General features: G+C 36.9%; 13 protein-coding genes. 6 read left to right on the forward strand and 7 right to left on the reverse strand.

The window, feature by feature from the left end; translation table 11 throughout:
• A complete protein-coding gene (locus E0W73_RS08840; RefSeq protein ID WP_135221720.1) occupies nucleotides 1-3,090 on the reverse strand; it encodes a SusC/RagA family TonB-linked outer membrane protein in 3,090 nt (1,029 codons plus the stop codon).
• A gap of 735 nt (nucleotides 3,091-3,825) precedes the next feature.
• Entirely contained in the window at nucleotides 3,826-4,857 is a 1,032-nt protein-coding gene (locus E0W73_RS08845; RefSeq protein WP_135221721.1) for a LacI family DNA-binding transcriptional regulator, read from the reverse strand.
• A 273-nt stretch (nucleotides 4,858-5,130) separates the two neighbouring features.
• On the opposite strand from E0W73_RS08845, the gene E0W73_RS08850 reads away from it, so the two are divergent.
• From E0W73_RS08850 to E0W73_RS08875, 6 genes are all read left to right on the forward strand, one after another.
• Nucleotides 5,131-7,758: a glycoside hydrolase family 3 C-terminal domain-containing protein gene (locus E0W73_RS08850; protein WP_135221722.1), complete on the forward strand. Its 2,628-nt coding sequence runs from the start codon at nucleotides 5,131-5,133 to the stop codon at nucleotides 7,756-7,758.
• A gap of 173 nt (nucleotides 7,759-7,931) precedes the next feature.
• Complete coding sequence (locus E0W73_RS08855; protein ID WP_135221723.1) at nucleotides 7,932-8,510, forward strand: TetR/AcrR family transcriptional regulator; 579 nt, start codon at nucleotides 7,932-7,934, stop codon at nucleotides 8,508-8,510.
• Nucleotides 8,511-8,564: 54 nt separating this feature from the next.
• Nucleotides 8,565-9,356, forward strand: a complete 792-nt coding sequence (locus tag E0W73_RS08860; RefSeq protein ID WP_135221724.1) for a glucose 1-dehydrogenase — start codon at nucleotides 8,565-8,567, stop codon at nucleotides 9,354-9,356.
• Nucleotides 9,357-9,573: 217 nt separating this feature from the next.
• Entirely contained in the window at nucleotides 9,574-9,906 is a 333-nt protein-coding gene (locus tag E0W73_RS08865; RefSeq protein WP_135221725.1) for an ArsR/SmtB family transcription factor, read from the forward strand.
• A gap of 407 nt (nucleotides 9,907-10,313) precedes the next feature.
• Nucleotides 10,314-10,787: a DUF6428 family protein gene (locus E0W73_RS08870; protein WP_135221726.1), complete on the forward strand. Its 474-nt coding sequence runs from the start codon at nucleotides 10,314-10,316 to the stop codon at nucleotides 10,785-10,787.
• Nucleotides 10,788-10,807: 20 nt separating this feature from the next.
• Nucleotides 10,808-11,428, forward strand: a complete 621-nt coding sequence (locus E0W73_RS08875; protein WP_135221727.1) for a low molecular weight phosphatase family protein — start codon at nucleotides 10,808-10,810, stop codon at nucleotides 11,426-11,428.
• A 160-nt stretch (nucleotides 11,429-11,588) separates the two neighbouring features.
• Here the strand turns inward: E0W73_RS08875 and E0W73_RS08880 are convergent, their stop codons facing one another.
• The 5 genes from E0W73_RS08880 to E0W73_RS08900 all read right to left on the reverse strand — a co-directional run bounded on the left by E0W73_RS08880 (nucleotide 11,589) and on the right by E0W73_RS08900 (nucleotide 23,149).
• The gene (locus E0W73_RS08880; protein ID WP_135221728.1) at nucleotides 11,589-11,828 is read right to left on the reverse strand and encodes a hypothetical protein; all 240 of its coding nucleotides are present in this window, start codon (nucleotides 11,826-11,828) and stop codon (nucleotides 11,589-11,591) included.
• A 536-nt stretch (nucleotides 11,829-12,364) separates the two neighbouring features.
• A complete protein-coding gene (locus E0W73_RS08885) occupies nucleotides 12,365-12,745 on the reverse strand; it encodes a hypothetical protein (protein WP_135221729.1) in 381 nt (126 codons plus the stop codon).
• A complete protein-coding gene (locus E0W73_RS08890; RefSeq protein WP_135221730.1) occupies nucleotides 12,745-13,653 on the reverse strand; it encodes a hypothetical protein in 909 nt (302 codons plus the stop codon). The genes E0W73_RS08885 and E0W73_RS08890 overlap by 1 nt, the downstream gene beginning before the upstream one ends.
• A 66-nt stretch (nucleotides 13,654-13,719) precedes the next feature.
• The gene (locus E0W73_RS08895) at nucleotides 13,720-22,278 is read right to left on the reverse strand and encodes a LamG-like jellyroll fold domain-containing protein (protein ID WP_135221731.1); all 8,559 of its coding nucleotides are present in this window, start codon (nucleotides 22,276-22,278) and stop codon (nucleotides 13,720-13,722) included.
• A 10-nt stretch (nucleotides 22,279-22,288) separates the two neighbouring features.
• The gene (locus E0W73_RS08900; RefSeq protein WP_162847681.1) at nucleotides 22,289-23,149 is read right to left on the reverse strand and encodes a phage tail protein; all 861 of its coding nucleotides are present in this window, start codon (nucleotides 23,147-23,149) and stop codon (nucleotides 22,289-22,291) included.
• Nucleotides 23,150-23,228 lie beyond the last annotated feature (79 nt).

Raw genomic sequence — 23,228 nt, forward strand, 5'->3', positions numbered from 1 at the left:
TTAGAATGTTAAATTAAGTCCAAATAAATAATTTCTGGTTGTCGGTGTATTGGTACCAATAACAGAGAATCTTCTTTGATAAGATGCCACTGCCTGATTCTCATCTCCCAGCGAGTTGGTCTCAGGATCCATTCCAGATTTATCATGATATGGAGAAAACAAAACAAATGGATTCTGTGCCGTAAAATATAGTCTCAGTTTATCAATTCCTAACCTTCTTGTAAAGTCTTGATCGATAGTATATCCTAAAGTCAATGCTCTAATTTTTACGTAAGATGCATCAAAATACCCCATTGTTGACATGTATTTAGGATTATCTCCACTTCTAATACCACGTGGATTAGGGAATTCAGCATCTCTGTTATCTGGAGTCCAGTAATCAACATCCACATTACTTCTACGGCCATTTAATAAGTTCATATAACTTGCACCTCCGTAAAGCGTGCTGATCAGTACTCCACCACTTTTAAATGCGCCCACTGCAGTAAAATCAAATCCTTTGTAAGTTACATTCGTATTAAAACCTCCTTGAAAATCGGGATCCGTCTCTATAATCTGGCGGTCACTTGCATTAATAGCACGAGTAGGTGAACCGTCAGGATTATATTCTCCTGTATATTTTACTTTAATCGAACCCACTACTGTTCCTTGCTGATTGATTCCTGTTGGTCCTGGTTCTAGAATTGACATATAAGGATCTCCTTCCTGCCAGATTCCAACCTTCTGATAATCATAAATCGAATTGATGTTATAACCCACAAACCAGTTATTTGCTTCATCACGGCTAGCACCAGAAGCCAATGCTACTAACTTGTTCTCATTTTTGTAGAAGTTAACTCCTACTGTCCATGTCACTCCTTTAGGGTTATCAAGAATAACTCCGTTTAGAGAAATTTCATAACCTTTGTTTTCGGTTTCACCCACATTAGCCACATAGCTGCTTACCCCAGAAGTTGCAGGTAATCCTACACGCTGTAATAGATTTTTTGTATTTGTTTTATAATACTCAATTGTACCTGATAAGCGGTTATTAAAGAATCCGAAATCCAGACCATAATTCCATGTAGTAGAAAACTCCCATCCTAAGTTTGGGTTCGGCAGTTCTGTTACATAAACCCCTGTTGAATTTGTACTTCCAAAATTATAAGGCCTTGTGCTTAGAGCTCCAAGAGTTGCATAAGGAGATACCGCTTGATTTGAAGTTTCTCCATAACCTGCTCTCAGTTTTAAAAGGTTGATCTGTGTCTTGTCTTTTAGGAATGATTCATTCGAAATCGTCCATCCAGCTGAAACCGCAGGATAAGTCACCCATTTATTACCCGGCGAAAGCCTTGATGAACCGTCGGAACGTATTGTGCCCGAGATAAAATAGCGATTGTCGTATGAATACATTAGCCTAGCCATGTAAGATGTAAGTCCCCATTGCGTGTAATCCTGGTCCGCAGGGTTAATTACAGCTTCCTCCTCGCTTTGTCCTAGATTATAAAATTGGAAGGCATCAGACGTAATTCCATTTCGAGTCACTCTAGAACTCTGTCCCGTATATTGTTCGTTTGAATACAATCCTACGAAATTGACTGTATGTTTCTGTGCAAAAGTTTTATCGTAAGTCAATAAGTTTTCTAGAAGCCACTGAGTAGACCATCCATTGGTGATTGCCGCATTTGATAGTGTTGCCGGATTAACATCAAAAACTCCCTGTCCTTCGTAATATCCTGCATTAGAGGTACGGAAATTCAAACCTGTATTGAGTCTGTACTTTAATCCGTCGATTCCTGGTATCTTAACCTCGGCAAAAATGTTATTATAAGAACTAAATGCTCTGCTCAAATTAACATACGAATCTCCAAGATTTCTGATAGATTGTCTAGTATAAACCCATTGATCATCTGCCGCCATACTAACTGTTCTTTTTAGAGAACCATCTGCATTATAAGGATTAGCCAGTGGTGAAGTCGCTAAAATATTCCCTGTACCAATATTATCTCCATTGGTTATGCTGTAGTTGCTGTTTGTATTAAACCCAAGACGTATCGATTTACTAACCTGTTGGTCTAATCCTGCTCTAAGACTAAAACGCTCGAATCTTTGTCCTGGCAAAACCGACTCTTCTTTGTAATAGCCCAAACCAGCATTGTAAGCTCCATTTTCGCTTCCGCCAGAAACTCCTACATCATGGCTGATCATTTCACCTGAGCCATATAATAAATCCTGCCAATCTGTATTTACATTTCTTGACTCACCGACTCCATCCACATACAGGCCAGTATAATCACGCAATGCTCCAAATCGAGCAGCATCCATCATTGGATATTTTGAAAAAACCTGCTTAACGCCGCTAAAGCCATTATACGAAAATGTAGCTTTTTGATTTTTTTTACCCTTCAAAGTAGTTACCAAAATTACCCCGTTGGCTCCACGAGAACCATAGATTGCAGTAGCCGAAGCATCTTTCAAAATATCAACCGACTTGATATCTGCCGGATTAATATCTCCTATCGAACCTGCAAACGGAACTCCATCCAATACCACCAAAGGATCATTACTACCTGTTAAAGATCTGGTTCCTCTTATTCTTATCTGCATGGCCGCACCAGGCTTAGACGAAGTCTGTGTCATCTCAACCCCCGCAAGCCTTCCTTGTAAAGCCTGTGTTATATTTGCAGCAGGCACTTCATTCAATTCTTTTCCTCCTAATGAAGCAACCGAACCTGTTACAGCCTCCTTAATTTGAGTACCGTACCCAATTACCACTACTTCTTTTAAGTTATTTGAGTCTTCAACTAAGAGAACATTAATTTTAGTCTGACCACTAACATTGATTTCCTGGCTTTTAAATCCTATAAAACTAAAAACAAGCACACCATTTGACGGCGCATTTATGACATAATTACCGTCAAAACCAGTACTTACGCCTGTTTTTGTTCCCTTTAGAGTTACATTAACTCCCGGAATCGGACCACTTGCATCTGAAACTGTTCCCGTAACTGCTGTTTGCGCCTTCATTTGAGTTGAGAGCAAAAACAATAGGATCAAAAAACCGAGACTCTTTAGATGCCCCAATTTGCTTGTAATAAAAAAATTATTCATAAAAATTGATTTAATTATTAAAATTTGTTTTTGTTAGTTAGGTTTTTCTTAACACACTATAAAGTTTAAATGTGTGTTTTTTATAAGTGTATCTTTCACAAATGTAGAAAAATAAATTACAAACACAATCGGTTGTGTAAAATATTTTTAGAAAGTACAAAAAAAATAGCCTTATAAAAAACTATTATCTTATTAATACTCCAAAAATAATGGCAATTACACAAAATAAACTACATCGTTATAGTTTAATTTGACAAAAATATTGCGTTTAAACAATATTCTTAAATAAAACACAAAAAGACTCAAAACGATCTTTTTTCATAATATGTAGTAGTGCCAAAAACAATTTAAATAAGGTAATTACTACTTCTAAACAATACAACAAACCGTTTGCAGCAAGCAAATAACTGATATTGTATACATTATAAAACAAAAAAAGCAATCTAAAACAATCGATTGCCATAAAAAAACCTTTCGCACACAAACGAAAGGCTTTATCTGGTAAATTGATTCTTTTAACAAATCTCTTTAATTATAGTATTACTAAAATAATCTGAGCATCATTTTTAAAGTCATTTTAAGTTCATCATTGTTTAACTTCAAACAAAAAACTTCACAAACGTTTTACGGCTATCAATCCTTAATTTTTAATGCCATTAAATGGGAATCTAGAAATTAGATACAAAAGCTGCTATCACAGATATGCAATCGCAGTTCTTAATTTGGCACAAAAGATTATTTCTTTTTCGATGACTCCCTGATAAGCACTTCTGTATTCAGAAAAGTTATCTCCTTGGCTTCCTCTTCTTTGTGAGATTCAATAGTATCAATTATAATATTTGCCGCTGCCTTTCCCATTTTCTCTGCTGGATGCGTAATTGTAGATATATTTGGCTCAATGATTTCAGAAATAGGGTCATTATTAAAACCAATCACAGCAAAGTCCTGAGGCACTCTAACACCTCTTTTTTTAGCGGTTTGCACGGCACTTACGGCAAGAATATCACCTGGAGCAAAAAGTCCGTCAGGCGGTGTTTTTAATCCCAGAAGCTTATCACAAGCTTTTACGCCAGCGTCGTAGGTCATTGTTTTAAGATTTACGATTAATTCTTCTTTCAATGGAATACCATGATCAGCTAGCGCGTCGACATAACCTCTTTTTCTTTCATTATAAAGATTGCCGAATTCTGCACCAGCAGTCAAATGCGCAATTCTTTTGCAACCTTGATCAATCAGATGTTTTGTGGCCTTATAACCTGCTGTATAATTATCAATTACAACCCTGAAAGTATTATAGCCTTTAGGAACACGATCGACAAAGACCAAAGGAATATTATTACTCGAAAACTGCTGAAAGTGTGAAGTGTCTTTTGTCTCCATTGCAAGCGAACAAATCACACCGCTTACTCTGCTGCTGTATAGCGATTTAGTCATATTAACTTCTTCCTCATACGAATCATGCGACTGCATAATGATAACCGAGTAATCTGATTTCCGCGCAGTTACTTCAATACCACTAATTAATGACGACAAAAAGGGCTGTGTGATGGTCGGAATCAAAACCCCTATCGTTTTGGTTTTGTTGCCTCTTAATCCGGCTGCCAAAGTATTTGGAACAAATCCCATTTCTTCGGCAGTTTTTTTGACTTTTTTAATAGTCTTATCACTTATCGTATGATGATCTTTTAAAGCTCGTGAAATTGTAGATGTGGCCAAATTAAGCCTTTCGGCGATATCGTAAATCGTTACATGTCTGTGCTCTTCCATTACTTCATAATTAGCAGTAAATATATTCAACCCAAAAAAGAAATAGTATAAACAAACAACACCTGCTTTTCCATTTTATATCTCAAATTTACTCATAAATAATGCAAAAGATAATATTTATCACAAAAAAATAGGAATAAAATAATACTGAAGCATTTTTTACAGCGTAATGCTTCAAAATTATCTTTATTTTCCCTTACTTTACGCAATCGGTTGTAATTAAAATTTCTATTAATCCAAATTGCTGACATTACTTACTAAAATATCTTTTTTATGAAAACAAAAAATATAATACACCAGTTATTGCTCATTGTTTCACTTTGGTGTTCTGCCCAGCAAAAAAAATCAGAGTATCCGTTTCAGAACACCGATTTGACTTTTGAAGAACGAGTAGAAAACTTAGTGGGTCAACTTACATTAGAAGAGAAAGTAGCCCAGATGTTGAATGCTGCTCCAGCAATACCGCGGCTAGGAATTCCGGCCTATGACTGGTGGAATGAGACCCTGCACGGTGTGGCACGAACGCCATTCAAAACAACCGTTTTTCCGCAGGCTATTGCAATGGCCGCTACTTTCGACAAAAATTCGCTTTTTAAAATGGCCGATTATTCGGCTCTAGAAGGCAGAGCTGTATACAACAAAGCGATTGAGCTTAATAGAACAAATGAGCGCTATCTTGGATTAACCTACTGGACTCCTAATATTAATATTTTCAGAGACCCAAGATGGGGACGCGGACAGGAAACTTACGGCGAAGATCCTTATCTTACAGCTGTGCTAGGAGATGCTTTCGTAAAAGGACTTCAGGGCGACGACCCTAAATATCTAAAAGCAGCAGCCTGTGCGAAACACTATGCCGTACACAGTGGTCCCGAGTCATTAAGGCATACTTTTGATGTCGACGTAACCTCTTATGATCTTTGGGACACTTATCTTCCTGCATTCCGAAAACTTGTAACAGAATCAAATGTCGCTGGGGTTATGTGTGCGTACAACGCCTTTAGAACCCAGCCATGTTGCGCCAGCGACATTCTAATGAACGATATCTTGAGGAAAGAATGGAAATTTGACGGTTATGTAACATCTGACTGTTGGGCGATAGATGATTTTTTCAAAAATCACAAGACACATCCTGACGCTGCAGCTGCTGCAGCCGATGCTGTACTTCATGGAACAGATATTGACTGCGGCACAGACGCTTACAAGTCACTTGTACAAGCCGTTAAAAATGGACAAATCACCGAAAAACAAATCGATGTTTCTGTAAAGCGCTTATTTATGATCCGCTTTAGATTGGGAATGTTTGACCCCATAAACATGGTGAAATACGCCCAAACTCCTGCCTCTGTCCTAGAAAGTCCAGAGCACCAATTGCATGCGCTAAAAATGGCCAGACAATCTATTGTTTTGCTTAAAAACGAAAAAAACATTCTTCCTCTAAATAAAAGCCTGAAAAAAATTGTAGTCCTAGGACCAAATGCTGAGAATTCAATCTCTATTCTCGGAAATTATAACGGAACTCCATCTAAACTGACCACGGTGCTACAAGGAATCAAAGAAAAGACAAGTCCAGCAACCGAAGTAGTTTATGAAAAAGCGGTCAACTTTACAAATGATACGCTGCTGGTTTATAAAAATCTCAAAAAACGTTATTCCTATGAAGGAAAACTGGGCTTTAAAGCAGAGTACTTTAGCAACAGTAAATTATCCGGCAAACCTGAAACTACGAGAACAGAATCTGAAATAAATAATTTTTGGCAAGAAGGAGAAATGGTTACCAAAAACATTAAAGCAAATCATTTCTCGGCACGCTACAAGACCAATTTTAAAGCAGAAGAAAATGGCTCTGTCACTTTTGAAGTTGCTGCAGATGACGGTTACAGATTTAGTATTGATGGAAAGGAAGTTATAAATGCATGGGAGAAAAATAGATGGGGAGCAAAAACCTATAAATTGCAAACCCAGAAAGACAAAGTGTATAAACTAGTGCTGGAGTACTGGCAAGGTGAAGGAAAAGCCGAAGTGTCTCTGCAAACGGGAAATTTCATAAAAACCGATTTTAACAACCTTATCGAGCGTCATAAAGATGCGGACGTCTTCATTTTCGCAGGCGGCATTTCTCCACAGCTTGAAGGAGAAGAAATGCCGGTGAACATTCCTGGCTTTAAAGGTGGCGATCGTACTTCTATCCTACTTCCTGAGGTGCAGACAAAACTACTACAGACGCTTCAATCATCTGGCAAACCAGTCATTTTTCTAATGATGACCGGCAGCGCAATAGCCGTTCCGCGGGAAAAAGAAAACATTCCGGCAATACTGAACATCTGGTATGGCGGACAAGCAGCAGGAAAGGCAGCGGCCGACGTTCTTTTTGGAGACTATAATCCAGCAGGAAGGCTTCCTGTAACTTTTTATAAAAACGACTCAGATTTATCTTCTTTTATTGATTACAAAATGGATAATAAAACCTATCGCTATTTTAGAGGAACACCTTTATATGGATTTGGTTATGGATTAAGTTATACCGATTTCAAATACAGCGCTCTTAGTGCTCCGTCTAAAATTAAAAAGGGACAAAAAATCACGATTTCGGTAAAAGTAACCAACTCAGGAAAAATGGAAGGAGAAGAAGTTTCTCAACTCTATTTAGTTAATCAAAATCCATCAATAAAAGCACCTTTAAAAAGTCTGAAAGGATTTGAACGATTCAACTTGAAACCCGGTGAAAGCACAATCATCAACTTTAATCTTTCTCCTGAAGACCTCTCGTATGTAACAGAAAACGGAAACCTACAGCAATATGAGGGGAAAATTCAAATCACGGTTGGTGGCTGTCAGCCGGATGAACAAAATCCTGTCAAAAATAATATACTAACGCAAATTCTAGAAATCGAAAAATAATTAATCTCAGCGACCATTAAAAGTTAATAGTACCGCCATAATTTCTGAAGGGATTTTCAAACTGGTTTATACGAGGCTACGTTGTGTTTTAGTGCAAAATAAAAATCCTTAAATAAAAGTTATAATTTGCGTAAAAACACTTAACTGAATATTTTTTCATTTAACTTTACTATATGAGACCTATAGATCCTGAAAAAAGAGAGAAAATTTTAAAGTCTGTATATACCCTAACAGGAAAACGCGGGTTGGCAAGCGTTAACATTTCAGACCTTTGCAAAACAGCGGGAATTGCGGCGGGAACTCTGTATATCTACTTCAAAAACAAGGAAGAGGTTGTGCAGCTTGCTTATGCTGCAGTGGAGGATAAAATGACGCAAGCCATGTATAGCGGATTTGACATTAACGCACCTATCCGCCAGTCTCTTAAGCAGATTTATGTCAATATGCTTAATTACAGGCTGGAGCATTATGATGAAACGGTCTTTATAGACCAATATGTGCAATCGGGTTATATACAGATAAATTTCTCAAAACAGCTAGCAGAGTACGAAGTACAGAACAAACCTCTGTATGATTTAATAGAAAAAGGGCAACAGGAAGGCATCATAAAAACAGTGGATGCAATTATACTCATCAGCTTTTTTGACGGCGCAGTACGCTCTTGCTCTACAGGTATTATCCAAAAGCTGTTCCCTTTAAGCCAGAAGCTCATTGATGACTGTTTCGATATGGCTTGGAGAGGTATCATCTAATAGGTTAAGATTAAATGAATAAATTTTCAATTAATATATTTAATACTATAAATTATGAGCATTTTTAAAGACAAAACAATTATAATTACTGGAGCCGCTATGGGGCTCGGACTAGCAGCAAGTAAAGCCGTAGCGCAAAAAGGAGCCAATCTTTCTTTGGTTGATTACAATCAAGAAGCTCTTGAAAAAGCAAAAGCAGAAATTCAGTCTGCTGTGCCGAATGCAAATATCATAACCATAGTTGCCGACGTTTCAGATGAACAAGCCGTCAAAAATTATGTAGACAAAACGGTTTCCGAATTTGGCCGCATCGATGGATTCTACAACAATGCAGGTATTGAGGGAAAGCAAGCCTCAATAGTTGATTATGACATCAATATATTTAAAAAAGTAATTGACATTAATCTAATGGGGGTATATTACGGTTTGAAATACGTGATACCAGTAATGCAGAAACAAGGAGGCGGAAAAATCGTAAACGTAGCTTCTGTGGGCGGAATAAGAGGCGTTATTAACCAAATGCCTTATGTGGCAAGTAAACATGCTGTTTCGGGTATGACAAAAAATGCTGCAATAGAATATGGGAAAGACGGCATATTTACCAATGCAATTGCGCCCGGAGCAATCCTGACGCCAATGGTCGCTGAAGCTTTTAAACAGGTAAATCCGGAAGATCCTAAAGCGGCAGAAACCACATATGCGCAAAGAAACCCTACAAGAAAATTAGGCAAGCCCGAAGATGTCGGCAGTCTAGTGGCCTTTCTGCTCAGTGACGAATGCCAGTATGTAAACGGACAGACCATTGCAATTGACGGTGGTGAATCTAACCTATATGGTAATTCATAATTCCAAAAAAAACTTTGCTTAGAAACGGATTTATAGTGCATTCTATTATCCGTTTTTTTTGTTTTTGCATGTGGCGCAAAGACGACTCCTTATCAGTATTCGCATTGACTAGGAATATGTTTGCATCCTAAGTTCAAAACTTAATGCTAAATCTAAATGTTAATTTTATTTTTCTAATGAAAACTATATCGTAATATTGCAATATAAAAATAAATAAATGGGAGCAACAAAAACAGATCATTTTTCAGAAACCCAGAACGAACTGGCAGTTTTAGCCAAGGCTTTAGGGCATCCTGCACGAATTGCCATTATGGAGCATTTATTAAAGGTAAATGCCTGCATCTGTGGAGATATCGTAAATGAACTTCCTTTATCACAACCTACAGTTTCACAACATTTGAAAGAGCTAAAAAATGCCGGACTAATCAAAGGAAGCATTGAAGGAAACTCTATCTGCTACTGTATCAACGAAGCTGGATTTGAAAAAATCAAAGTCTTTTTTGATCATATAAGCAGTCATCTTGCGAAAAAAAGAAATGAATGCTGTTAATCCAACAAATCGTAATGTCGTTAAGTAACCAAATAAACCCGTTCGGTGAAATAGAATAAAATAACCTGTTGGGTGTAATTAAAAAAAAAAGCATTTTAACACATAGAAGCATAGTTTTTTGTGCCGAAAAAAGAAAATGGAAGAAACAAGTTTCCACACATAGCTAAACTATGTGCATTTAAACTAGTGAAACGCCTTTTTTAAGTTTAGTTAAACTATGTTTCTATGTGTTGAAAATAATTTCACCCAACGAGTTAAAATAGCTTCATTCAAGAATTAAAATCTAATTTAATCTGCTTGAAATCCTTTTGCTTACAAATTTTTCACGCAGATGCAAACAGATTACAGCAGATTTAGACAGATGTACATCTAAGCTGATTTAGTAGAATTGAAAAAAAATAAAAAACATGAAACTTTCAGAAATTAAGGAAATACTTAAAACAGTAGAAGCTGTAAATTTTGAGCTTCCAGACGGCGCATTGGTACCAGAATATTTTCACGTAACAGAAGTAGGTTTAGTAACCAAAACCTTTATTGACTGTGGCGGAACAGTCAGAAAAGAAACGGTTGTAAATTTTCAGCTGTGGAATGCCAACGATTATGATCACAGGCTCAAACCTCAGAAGCTGATTCAAATTATCGAACTTTCTGAAAAAGTGCTCGGAATTGAAAACCATGACATTGAAGTAGAATATCAGAACACTACTATCGGCAAATATGCTTTAGATTTTAATGGCAAGAATTTTATTTTATTGAACAAACAGACAGCCTGTTTAGCGCAAGACCAATGTGGGGTTCCGTCGGATAAGCCTAAAATAAAATTGTCTCAATTTCAATCTGACAATGCGAACTCTTGCACGCCAGGCGGAAGTTGTTGTTGATTAATAAATGATTACACAAAATGTTATATCAAGAAATCGAGAATACGGTTAAAACATTTGATTTTACAAAGATAACTCTAGAGCGCAAAAATGTGCTGCAACCTTTAATCGACTACATTCAGACTAAAGTGGATTGTAAACTGGAAATCAGATTAAACTTAATCTGCACCCACAATTCTAGAAGAAGTCATTTATCACAGGTTTGGGCACAGACAGCGGCATTTTACTATGATTTAAAAAATGTTTTCTGCTACTCAGGCGGAACCGAAGCAACTGCACTATTTCCGATGGTCGTCCAGACCTTAGAAGATTCAGGATTTATGATTACAGCTCTATCCCAAAACACAAACCCTGTTTATGCCATAAAATATGCCGAAAATGAACATCCTGTAATTGGTTTTTCAAAAACCTATGATAATGATTTCAACCCAAAAAATAGATTTGCCTCAATAATGACCTGCTCGCAAGCCGACAGCGGATGCCCGCTTATTGCTGGCGCAGAGAAAAGAATTCCGATTACTTTTGAAGACCCCAAAATTGCTGACGGCACAGCACAACAGAAAGAAATATATCGAGAAAGAAGCCTGCAGATCGGCACTGAAATGTTTTATGTCTTCTCCCAAATAAAAAACAAACATTAACCAGAAAACAACATTTAGAAAATGCCTTTTACCAAGAATAACAAACATTTTTATTGAAATCTTTTAAAACAAAAAAATCCTTGTAAGTTGAATTGCCTCAAAATAGTATATAACATTTGGGGCGTATCCTAAATACCTACAGGGATTTTCCTGATATGGACTAACTTTTACGAACTAAATAAAAAAGTATTTCTTCTTCCAGCTCTTTAGATAAGTTTTCGCATTGCTGCTCTTTAGAAAAATTCTTTTCTCTTTTCTTTCTATACTTTTCCACATCGGCAATATTACTGCAGTAATTGTCGCAAATCTCTTTGAATTTGTCATCTTGCAAATACATCTTTCGCATCGAATCAAAATATTCGGCAAATTTCATATTGTATAATCTATCCGGTAAAGACATCTTTTTAAAGTTTAGATAATTTCATATTAGTTAGATTCTTTTAAATCAACAAAATTGCAAGTTGTTTTTATTATTTTACAGTCGAAGACTTTCAAAACAGAAAAAAACTTTACTATAATCTTTTTCATTGAATGCTGTTTTTAAGGTTTAACTCTAAAACGATATCAAATGTATTAACAGCAAATAATTTTTCACTGATACTGTCTTCTCAAACAGGTTGCATCTTATAAAATGCAACGAAGTTTTTATTGAATACGGAAATTCAATCATTTACAAGAATCTGGTCCTTTTATCGTTGTGAAAAATCTTCTTAAGTATAATCCTTTTGATGAAATAGAATAAAATAGCTTTATTCAAGGATTAAAATCTAATTTGATTTGCTAAAATCTATGTGGAAATCCTTTTGCTTATAAATTTTTCACGCAGATTAAAACAGATTAAAGCAGATTTAGACAGATTTATATAGTTAAGCATAAAACAGAAAGAGCCGCCAATAATCTGACGACTCAATCTCAACAAATGCAAACGTTTTTAGTTTATTCTACCAATTCAAAATCTCCCTGGTCTATATATTTGAGGGTTGCTGTATAATTGGTTCCTATTATTTGTGCGGCATTTTCGCCGTTGATCAAGGTAATCGGATTGACTTGCGAAGTATTAATCGTAAAAGTCATCGTGTACACAACTCCATTTACAGAATAATCTACTCTAAAAGGCCTGTTTACATCGACAAAATTAGTTTCGACTTTTATCCCGTATTTCAAATTCGGATTGATGCATTCGTTTTCGGCTATTTTTGAACCGTCAGCATGAACAAAAGAAATCTTTTGGGGATAAATTTCCGTTTCCTCATGTTCTGAACAACCAAAGAAAATGAACAGGACTAAAATCAAAATATAGTATGGCTTACTTTTCATTATTGTTGTTTTAGATTTATAACTATTTCTTTACTAGTGCCGCCTACACTAACATTATATTTTCCGGCTTCCAAATTGTTAAAAATTGCCTGGCCATTCTGAATGTTCTGAGTTAGAATCTTAACTCCGTCTTTAGTAAGGTCTGCGGCTACTTCGTTCTCATCGTATAAAACTTTGATAACACCGCCAGCATAACATACTGCGTCTTTTTTATAAAATAAGGCGTTGCCCAATTTTACGGTTACCGTCCATTGTTTTACGACTGATTGGTCTTGTGAAAGGACTTGGAACTGAACCGGACTTGTAAAATCGATACTGTTTGAGCCAGAAACTTTGTTTGATGTTCCGATAAACAATTTGGCACCCGGACTTAATTCGAACAAAGCATTTAATGTCGTAACATTTGTCCCTTTGCCTGCATAAAGTGTTATTTGCGATCCTTGAACCACTTTGGCTATGTTCAAATCCTTAAATCTAAAATCTACAATTTCGGCTTCGCTTTTTAGAGCAGGACTTGCAAAACTATACGATTGGAACAAATCTCCATAGTGCTTGTTGTTTTCGAATACTTTTGTCTTTTCTACATTTTTAATAACATTGTTTGCCGAATCATAGATTTTGAAACTCACCACTTCATTGTCTGTATTAGAAAAAACAGTCAAATAAACCATGTATTTTTTTTCTGTCTGCACATAAATGGGGCTTGCGATTCCGCGGCATTCTCCGTTTACAAAAGCCGCTACCTTGTCTTTAGAATCTATTAAATCTTTTCCATCAACATTGAGGAAGCCTTCGAATGACATCGTATATTGAAATTTATTTTCATTTACTGACCAGTCTGGCGATTGGCCAAATACCCTATTGCTGATTATAAATAGCAATAGTGTTATATGGATATAATTTCTCATTTTTAATTGATTAGAAACTCCTAAAACAAGCTTGTACAGCTGTCTTAGGAGCTCAATTATTTATTTTTAGTTTTTGATAACTTTAGTTCTTACCAATTTTCCGTCAACTGCAACCTCAACAATATAGACACCTTCTGCTATATTTGGAGAAATTGAAATCACGTTGTAGCCGCTTTCAACAATAGTTTTTTGGCTGAATACCAACTGACCGTTTACCGAATAAAGCTGAACGTTTACTTCCTGCTTTTTGGTGGCATTCAGTTCTATGTTTAAAATTGATGCAAACGGGTTTGGATAAATACTGTTTTCGGTTTTTGAAACTTCTTCTAAAATAACCGGATCAGCAATTGTTCCTAGCACCTCATTTCCTTTAAAAGTGAATGATTTTGAAGTCGTTTTTGTAGCGAATCCGTCTCCTAAAGCAAATGAAAGATTTTCTGCCTCATCTCCAAAAATGGTGATAAAACTCAATTCTTTTCCGTTAATCATTTGATTTCTTGCTTTACCTTTCAGTACACCTTTTGAATCGTAGACAAATAACTCGTCAAATCCTTGTGGAAGTAAAACTACTGCATTCATGTTTTGTGAATACGTTGTAAACTCAGAGTCGATTTCATCCTGGTTATTATTAGAGGCCGATTTTCCGGTTTTGCTTCTCTCCAAATTATCAGGATATTTGAAAGTCTGCTGCTTACTTGACTTAATCATGTAACCTTTACCGGCTTCTAAATACTTTAAAGTTCCGTTCCATCCGATGATTGGATCATAAATCGCAAACAAATTTTGAGATTTAATGACATCGCCATCAGCCGCATCAAAATAAGCCAAAGCTTCATTTGTGGTTTGGTTTGAAGCCAAAGGATAAGCAAGCCAGTTCCACTCTTCTTTTATTGGGAAGCTCCAAGTTGCAACATCTACATTTTTTCCTTTAATTTTTAAGATCTGTTCTTCTGTGACATTTACTTTGTACATTTTAGCAGAAGAAAGTCCGCCGTTTACACTTATCGTACCAGACCATCCGCTGTTTGCAGGATTTGATTTGTCTTTAAAATACGTATCCAGCAATGCAGGAGAATGACTCAAAATACGGTTTGAAGTTTCTAAATTCAATCCCTTAGTCAATGCATTCAAATCTGAGAAATTGGCGTCATTAGTATTTAAAGAAATCCATGTCCATCCTTTGTTCAGTTTAATTTCTTGCTCGACTAAACCTGAGTTCACAAAAATATAAGGCTTGCTCAAAGTTCCTAACACCTCATTATTCCTGAACACAATAGATGCATTTGTTTCTACAGAAGCTTCTAAGATTTTGCCCTGAGAGGCATCCCAGATTTTAAACTTCAGATTTTCTCCTGAATTTGCGTTGCTATAAACCGTTAAAAAGGCGAAATATTCCTTATAAGCCTCATTGTAAACCAATTTGGCAGATCCTCGTACTTCGTCATTATAAAAAGCAGCGATCTTATCGTAAGAATCAGCAGACAGTACACCGTCTACTTTTACTTTTCCGATGATGTTCATACTGTAATCAAAACGAGTTGGATCAATATTCCAGTCTGGTTCTGGAGCTAAAACTCTTAATTTTACCTGCAATTTTTGGTCGTAGCCAAAATCGGTCTGCAAGTATAAATTCTCCAGATACTCTCCTACTGCTACATTTTCATCGATAGTAGCCTTAATCGTGGTCCTGCTGTTTGGATCTAAAGTTCCCGATGTTCTGCTTAAAGTTAACCAGCTTGGCGCATTGCTTATGTTGTAAGGCTGTTGTTTTCCGCCTTTGTTCACCAATGTAATTTCGAAAGTTTTAGTTTCGCTGCTATTCTTAGTAAGGTCTACGATTTCGTTGTAACCTTCGGCGAACCAGCTTACTTCGTTACGGTTAACATAAGCCGTCCAAGTCACTGGAGATTCTTGCATATTGTTGGCGCTGTCAAACATTCTGTGAACCGTAATATCAAGGATCTGTCCTTCTAATGATGCCCAATCTGTAATAACTGGCGCAATAATCATTTCGCCATCTTTAATAACATTCGTAGTTACAAATTTGACCAACTGACGTTCTGGTTTTATTGCCGGTGTATCATTAGAATAATTCACGGTTCCGCCACTTAAAACTGCGTTGTTTACCACCACAGTCTGATTAGCGTCTGCATGATAATATCTCGGACCGTTTGCTGTAACCGGATCCGGAACATTCATCCTAGAGTATAACAACAAACCAATGCTTTCTACATCAACTTCATTATAACTGTCTCTTGTTATCTGCTCCACATTACGAAGTGTATTCCACAAACGGAATTCATCAATCTTACCTGTAAAAACTCGGTCGACAGTTTCTTTGCCGGCAAGGTCACGAGAACCTCTAGCTCCCAGCCAAATTTTATTTCCAGAGAAACCTCCAATAGAAGTCATCTGATTTGAAGATACTAATTTGGCATCTACATAAGTTCTCAGCGATCCCGCTCTACTAAACAATAACGTTACATGATGCCAAGCGTTGTCTGAAAGTCCTTTTGTGGTTAAAACATAAGATTGTCCTTCACTTTTCAATAAAAGATTACCTGAATTATTCATATCAACCGACCATTTATTCGATAATCCGTTGCTTTGAATTACATCTGAACCGTCACCTTTTCCGTTTGAGAAAATAGTAGCTTCCTGCGAAGTGCCGGTTTTGACCCAAAACTCCATGGTCGCATCCATCTCTTTAGTTACCTGAACAAAATTCACATTGTCCATAACCAAATACTGACCGTTGTTAAAATCGTATGAAGTACCTTTAGGTTTGATATCCCAAGATGTATTTACGGTCGCATGCTTAAATCTAGCTAAATCTTTGGCTAAGGCATCTCTACCTTCGTTCATCGGCCAGTAGCCAACCAGATTAGCTTCATTGCCTATCATTTTAGAATACATTTTAGCATAAGCATCTTCTCTGCTTAATGTTTTATTCCATAAACGAAGATCATGTAGGTTTCCGACAAAAGTGTTGCCTCCAACTACTAAGGCGTTGTTGTTGGCAAACTGCGTGTTGGCTTTGCCACTTTTTGAACCGATTTCGACATCATCTTCAAAAATTCTGTAATCACCATTACTGCTGTTGTATGTAAAGGCATAATGGTGGAATAGATTATCATTTTTTAATCCTCCCTGAACCGTAATATCGCCTAATGTGAAAGAAATATTTCCATTATTCAATCCGATGTTCAAACCGCCGTCTTGCGAAACTATTGAAGCACTAGACGTTTTGGTTTCATTGTTAAGCCAGAATTCAAGACTTAAATTGCCCGAACTGATTCTAGGACTGTTGATCACGGCAGTATTGTTGTTTCCTTCAAAACGCAGACTTACGTTATGATCGATTTTTAACTGATTTGTTTGTCCTTTAATTTCGATTGTACTAACTGCAGAATTGTAGAAAATATTTTCGTTAAAACTTATTTTCAAATCTTCGCCAGCGCTTAAAATACCGTTTGTCGGCAGCGGTGTACCAAATAACTGAGGCGCACTTAAATCGACTGATCCAGATACAACATCTGCAATGAACTCTGTACCATTGCTGCAAGTGCTTCTCGCTCTGATTTGATATTTCCCGTCTGCTAATTTTAAAGCAGCTATATCAAAATTGTATGTTAGGCTAGTTGCCGCGCCAATAGACGAAATCTCTGTTTCATTGTTTTTAACCGCTTCATCGTAAAATTCAGTACTACCGTAATAGGTATGAAGGCGAATCCAATTTGGACTTGTAGCTAGTTTATACTCCAAATCAATTTTCTTGAAGCTTTTAAACTTGGTGTTGTATCCATTCAAGTTTATTGCCAAGGGTTTGGTTGTTCCATCTGTATTAAAAGCTTTTTCTCGGTTGTATACCCAGTTATTCAACGGAGCATTTACCGATACAGTTGAACATGACGGAACAAAACTTGCTGAAATCAATACTTCTGAGCTCACATCAGAGCCATCGCATAATGACTGCAATCTGACCTTTATATCCTTATATTCATAAATATCTGAAATAGATTTTCCTAATGTCAGTTTATAAATTACTTCTCTTCCGTAAGGCACGTGAACGATTGTACCGTTTGGTTCAATGTTGATCAAGGCATTATTCGGATTAGTAGTATTGTCTACCACTAATAAGAAATCGGCATCAGAACCCGAAACGCTGTTATTTTGAAGTTTTAATTCAAACTCCGCATTTTTGGTTTCCACCACATTCGTAACATCACTGTCTGTCACTGTCAGCACCGGAACTTCTACTTTTTGGGTAGCAAAACTTAACTTTTCACGTTTGTTTTCTGGCAGTTCATTAATTACGGTCGCAGTATCGCTGTACTCGCTTTTGTTATAAAAATGAGTCTGTTCTGCATCTTCGTAAGGGCAAGAAGTTCTTCCTCCTTGGGTAATGAAAACTGGACCGTTTCCGTCAAAAGAGTTGACAACATCTACGCTTAAAAAGTTGGCTTTATCATTATCTTTAAAAGTATAGCTTATGTTGGTCGTTGTGGCGTTTTCTTTAGACAATGATGAATTGATATCCTGCTGAAAGAAAGCTTTTGTGTTTGCTTCCATCCCTACCTTGTTCACTTCAAAACCAATTATTGCGGCCACCGACTGATCTATAACCAAATTGTATGAAGTAGTATTCGCAGTTACCACGCTGGTCTCTACACTACGAGAATACGATCCTAAACCTGCATCAAATGAAACGTTTTTCTCGAATTCTGATCCAAGCATATTTTTAATTTCATTAGAAGATGTAAGCTGATTATTCAATCTTGCTTTTGCTGCAGGATCACTAATACCGTCATAAGCTCCTTTTACTTCGTTATTAAAGTTTGTTACGACAGCTGTTAAACCAGTTTTATAAGCCGCACGATCATTTTTAGCGGCGTATTTCACTTTTTCGTTATCCAAAATAACTTTTCTCCATAAGCGAATCTTCTCCTCGTATTCTTCTCTTTTTTGCTTGTTGGCTGCATTATTAGGATCTGGTCCATTCAAAATATTCGTAATAAACGATTCATACTCTGGAATCAAAGTCGTTAAGATGTGTTTTTGAGAATAGATAAAGAAAGTCTCAGTTGGTTTATCTACAAAACTAAGCGCTTTTTGTTTGCTTATGTAAACTGGAGCACTTGCAGTTCCTAAGTTGATATATTCGCTTGGATCTAAAGGCATAGACTGACCGTTTACAAACTTTTGAGGGATTGTTTTAGAGGTCTCAACATTATCATACGAACCGTAAAATATGTTTTTCGAGTTTCCGATATATAAATCTCCATCTGAACCTACATAATCTGTTGCATCGCTGGTTGAAATCGCTTTACTAAAAGTATAAGTACTCGTAACCGACTTACCATCTTGAGAAGTATTAGAAAGCGACATACCTGTAACTGCCGAGTTTTGCTGTTCTATTGTTACTCTTGGCGTAGGAACCAGTCCACCCTGAAGTTCAAAATACATACCTCCTGCAATCGTAAGTTCTTCCTCTACTCCTTCTTGATGTGCAAAAGAAGCTTCAGATGTAAACGAAATACTTTCTCCTGCTTCAATCGAAGCAAAACTATTAGAACCTGGTGGATCTCTTAAAATAATTGCAGGAATATCTGGTGCTGCAGTTACAAAAGTCTGGCTTCCGTCTGCTTTTCCACCTAAAATAATTCCGGTATCATTAAAATTCTCAACCGGATAATCTACTTCGTTTAAGCGGTATTTTAATGTGCTTTTTACTTCAAACGGCGGCGTGATTGAAGGAATACCTCCTTTAAAGGCATAGATCAATGTACTGCCATCTGCTGTAATCGTTTCAGAATCTGGCAAGGCCAAATTGTTTGTTTTTACCAGCTCACCATCTGTTACAGGAACCTTTACTTCTACTGGAGTTCCAGAATCATTATTGGTATAACGTTCAAAACGATTCATGACAATTTTATACGCCATAAATTGTGTATAAACTGGTTTTGCAAAGTTTTCTGTAGACACCTTTGTTCCAGCAACATCAATGGTTTTATCAGAGGTCTGTTCTGTAACCTGCAGTACAGGAGTTGATCTGTACGTAAAACTTTTCTCGTAATGATACGGTGTTCCAGTTACTGTTTTCTCTACATTGTTTTCTTTATACTTAAATTCAGGTGTTTTAGTAACCGGAATTTCAGAAAAATCGAATGTTTCGGTGGTTCCTGCTTTCAATAAAGAAATAGCCGAATTGCTTCTTACCACCAAATCATTTGCTTCCAAATTATATTTTAGAGGCATTACCGCAACTCTATATTCTCCAGAAGCTGTATTGGTCGTATAACTAAATTTGGTATAGTTGGTTACGTTGGCTCCAACGGGTGCATATCCTAAAGTAAAATCGGCTTTACCAATGTTGTTTTTAGCACTGACTTCCAGATTTTTGGTAATTCCAGAATCGACAATCGTTTTGGTTACCATGCCTTGACCTCCAAAACCAATTGATTTTTCAGCTTCGACAGAACCTCCGACAACTTTACCAACAACAGTAACTTTAGTATTATCTACAAAATAAACGGGTTCATTAGCATCTTCGAAAAACTCTTTAAACTCAGTTGTAGAGGCAGGAAAACGTCCATTATACACAAACTGGTGTCCGTCTTTTTTGATTGTGATGTAATGTTTTCCAATAGGAACACTAACATCAAAATAACCGTTATCATCTGTAACTACAGGAAGATTATTGGCATCTAATACTATATTTCCGTCAATATATACATTTGCACCCGCTAAATAGATTGAAGCATAACGATCTAAATAATCATCTGACTTATCTGTTGGAGTTCCGTTGTCATTTTTCCAATACTTCCCTTTTGGGAATTTTTCACCGTTGATTTCATAGTAGTTGTATCCCTCGTCAAGAATATTGGCTCCTCCGTCAATCCAGACATCATTTTTATTGTCGGCTTTTTTGCCATCTACTGATACATAAGACGGAAAAACACCTCGAGTATCGTAAGCAACTACACCCTTAAAGCTAAATGAAGACTGATCGACAAAATCGATTTTATTAACCACTTCTGAACCCAAACCTAAATAAACCAATTGCTGGTTAGGCTCAAACTTGTGCTGGCCGTACATTGGAGTAATGTTATAAGATTCTCCTGTACCCGAATACTGAATAGCACTGATTTGATAATTTCCTTTCGCATCAGTTACCCCAAGAACTCCTAATTGAGAGGTAGTCGGATAATTATCGGCTTCTGTTGCCCACAATACTTTACCCCCTGTAGCTGTATTAGCATCCCAGAGTTTACCGTGATTTTCATTGTAGTTAAAACCGTTTCGAGACAAATCATAAGCAAATCTTCCTGCTTTTTCATTGGCTCTAAGGTAAGTTACCAGTCGAGAATCGTTTCCGCTTATAAATCTTGAATAATCTGTTCTGATGACAGATGATTCTAATGCCGCTTTCCAAATTCTGATTTCGTCGATATAACTTGATTTTCCTCCACCCACTTTAGCATTATCCCAAGTCACACCAGAAAGTTTTACGGTGCCAGTTGGAATTACTGCGCTGAAATAAGGAGCGGTATAAGACGCATCTACACCCTTTAATTTACTGTCGGCTTCAGTTACATACGCTTGCGTAATCTGTCTTCCGTTAATGTATAAAAGCGGCACCTGGTTATCATTGATTACCACAGAAAAGTGAACAAATGATTTATTGAATTCCGAAACAGGTACCAGTAAATCATTTCCTCTTGAGTTTAAATTACCCGAAGGGAAATAATTTCTTAATGTATATTTATTGCCACCGATAGCAACATCTAGTGACTTCGCAACGGGATTCAATTTTACAATAACATCAAGATTATCTGTACTTTTTGAACTTGAAATGGTAAACAATCGAATCGACGCTTCTGAATCGCTGGCATAAGCACCATTTGGTTTTAGCCAAGCTTCAAAAGTTGCTGCATTTGAAATGGTCGTACTTAACTCGCTTAAATCTACAAAACCCGCTGCAGGAACATTTAGCGCGCTTCCTTTGGCAATAGCGCTGCCACTTGGAGTTGCTGTAACCACAACATCCTTAACAGGATTTCCTCCTTTGTAGCTAATGTTTCCTGTAACTACGGCGGTTGGATTTCTATATCCTATTCCAGTAATATAGGTTTGGTAAAGAATTGGAGTTGCAGCAATTCCTTGTGCTTCTACCTTGTATTCGTATAAAACTCCTCCTTCTACATATTTATCTTCATAAGTAGTTTCTGTAGGCGAAAGACCAACTACTAAGCTGTAAGGAAGATTTCCACCCTCTGTATAGACTCTTCTGTAGATTTTGATGCTTTTTACCAGATTTTCATTGGCTCTTAAATTCCAAGCAATTAAGACCTTATCTCCGTAGAAACCTTTTGAAACACTAAAAGATTCTTCTGCAAATGTCTCATACAAATAAAGGATATTCCACGGAAAGCGGATATCAGCTGGATTTGTACGTCTTGGCACCGTTTTATTTTGTCCTAAAAATGGTAATCCGACCTGTATGTTGAAGCCATTTTTTTGAATTGCCTGCGAAACGGGCACCACTTTAGCTCCATTATTATTTTGAGCATAAAGTCCCGCTCCCAGAACAAACATTCCGAGAACTGCAATTATTTTCTTCATAATTACAGTTTTATAATTTGATGATGTAGTTTACACCGTAGTTTATTGGGCGTGATTCTGTTGCGCCTGTAGCATCAGTTGTAAAGGTATGGCTATGATTACCGCTTAAAGCAGTTTGTACAGTTCTTCTGCCTATGGCATGGCCTCCTCCATCAAAACCTCCATCTGCATTACCCTGATCATAAATAAAAGTAGCTGACTCTGAATGGGTATGTTCGCCATTTGTGCTTGTAGTTCCTGTATGCGTATGGCTCTTATTGGCAGACAACTGAGTACCATTTAAAGTATTAGGTGCTATTTCTGCGGCATTAGCAGTATTCGAGTTTTGTCCCGCACCTCTCAAAAACATTCCGCGTAAATCTGGTGCATTGTTGCCAACCATAGCAATCAAAGCTTTTGCAGTTGTCGGAAGAGCCGCTCCATTACAAAGTACCCAGCCTTCTGGAGCAACAGTACCTACAAAAGGCATAATTGAACCTGTCGGAACACCATTATTAGCAGCAATAGCGTAAGGTACGTGGCGCAGTTTCTCATCAGAAATCACCTCCGAACCTTTTTCAATTCTAAGGTAAGCTGCATTATTAGCAAACAAACTATTATTAACCGCTGTTGGATCTATTACATCTGAAAAAACACCAAACGCATCTGTTGTTAAGTTTCTGCTTACTTTATAAATTGTCTGCTCAATGCTTGAAGCATCCAAATAATAAAGCGTAAACGTAAGATTAATTGTCTGATTCGTTAAAGCCGTATTGTTTGCATCCCTAGCAATACCCTGCACTGCTATTCCCGATTGGGTAGCTGAACTTTGAGCATAATTGGAAATTGCTGCAAAAAAAAGACATAACATTAAGAGTAATTTTGTTTTCATAGATATCATTTAAATTTATAATTCAGAGTAATTAAGATCTTCTGCATCTTACTAAACGCCGAAATTATCTTAAAAAAAA

Source organism: Flavobacterium foetidum, from assembly GCF_004634245.1.
Classification (GTDB): Bacteria; Bacteroidota; Bacteroidia; order Flavobacteriales; family Flavobacteriaceae; genus Flavobacterium; species Flavobacterium foetidum.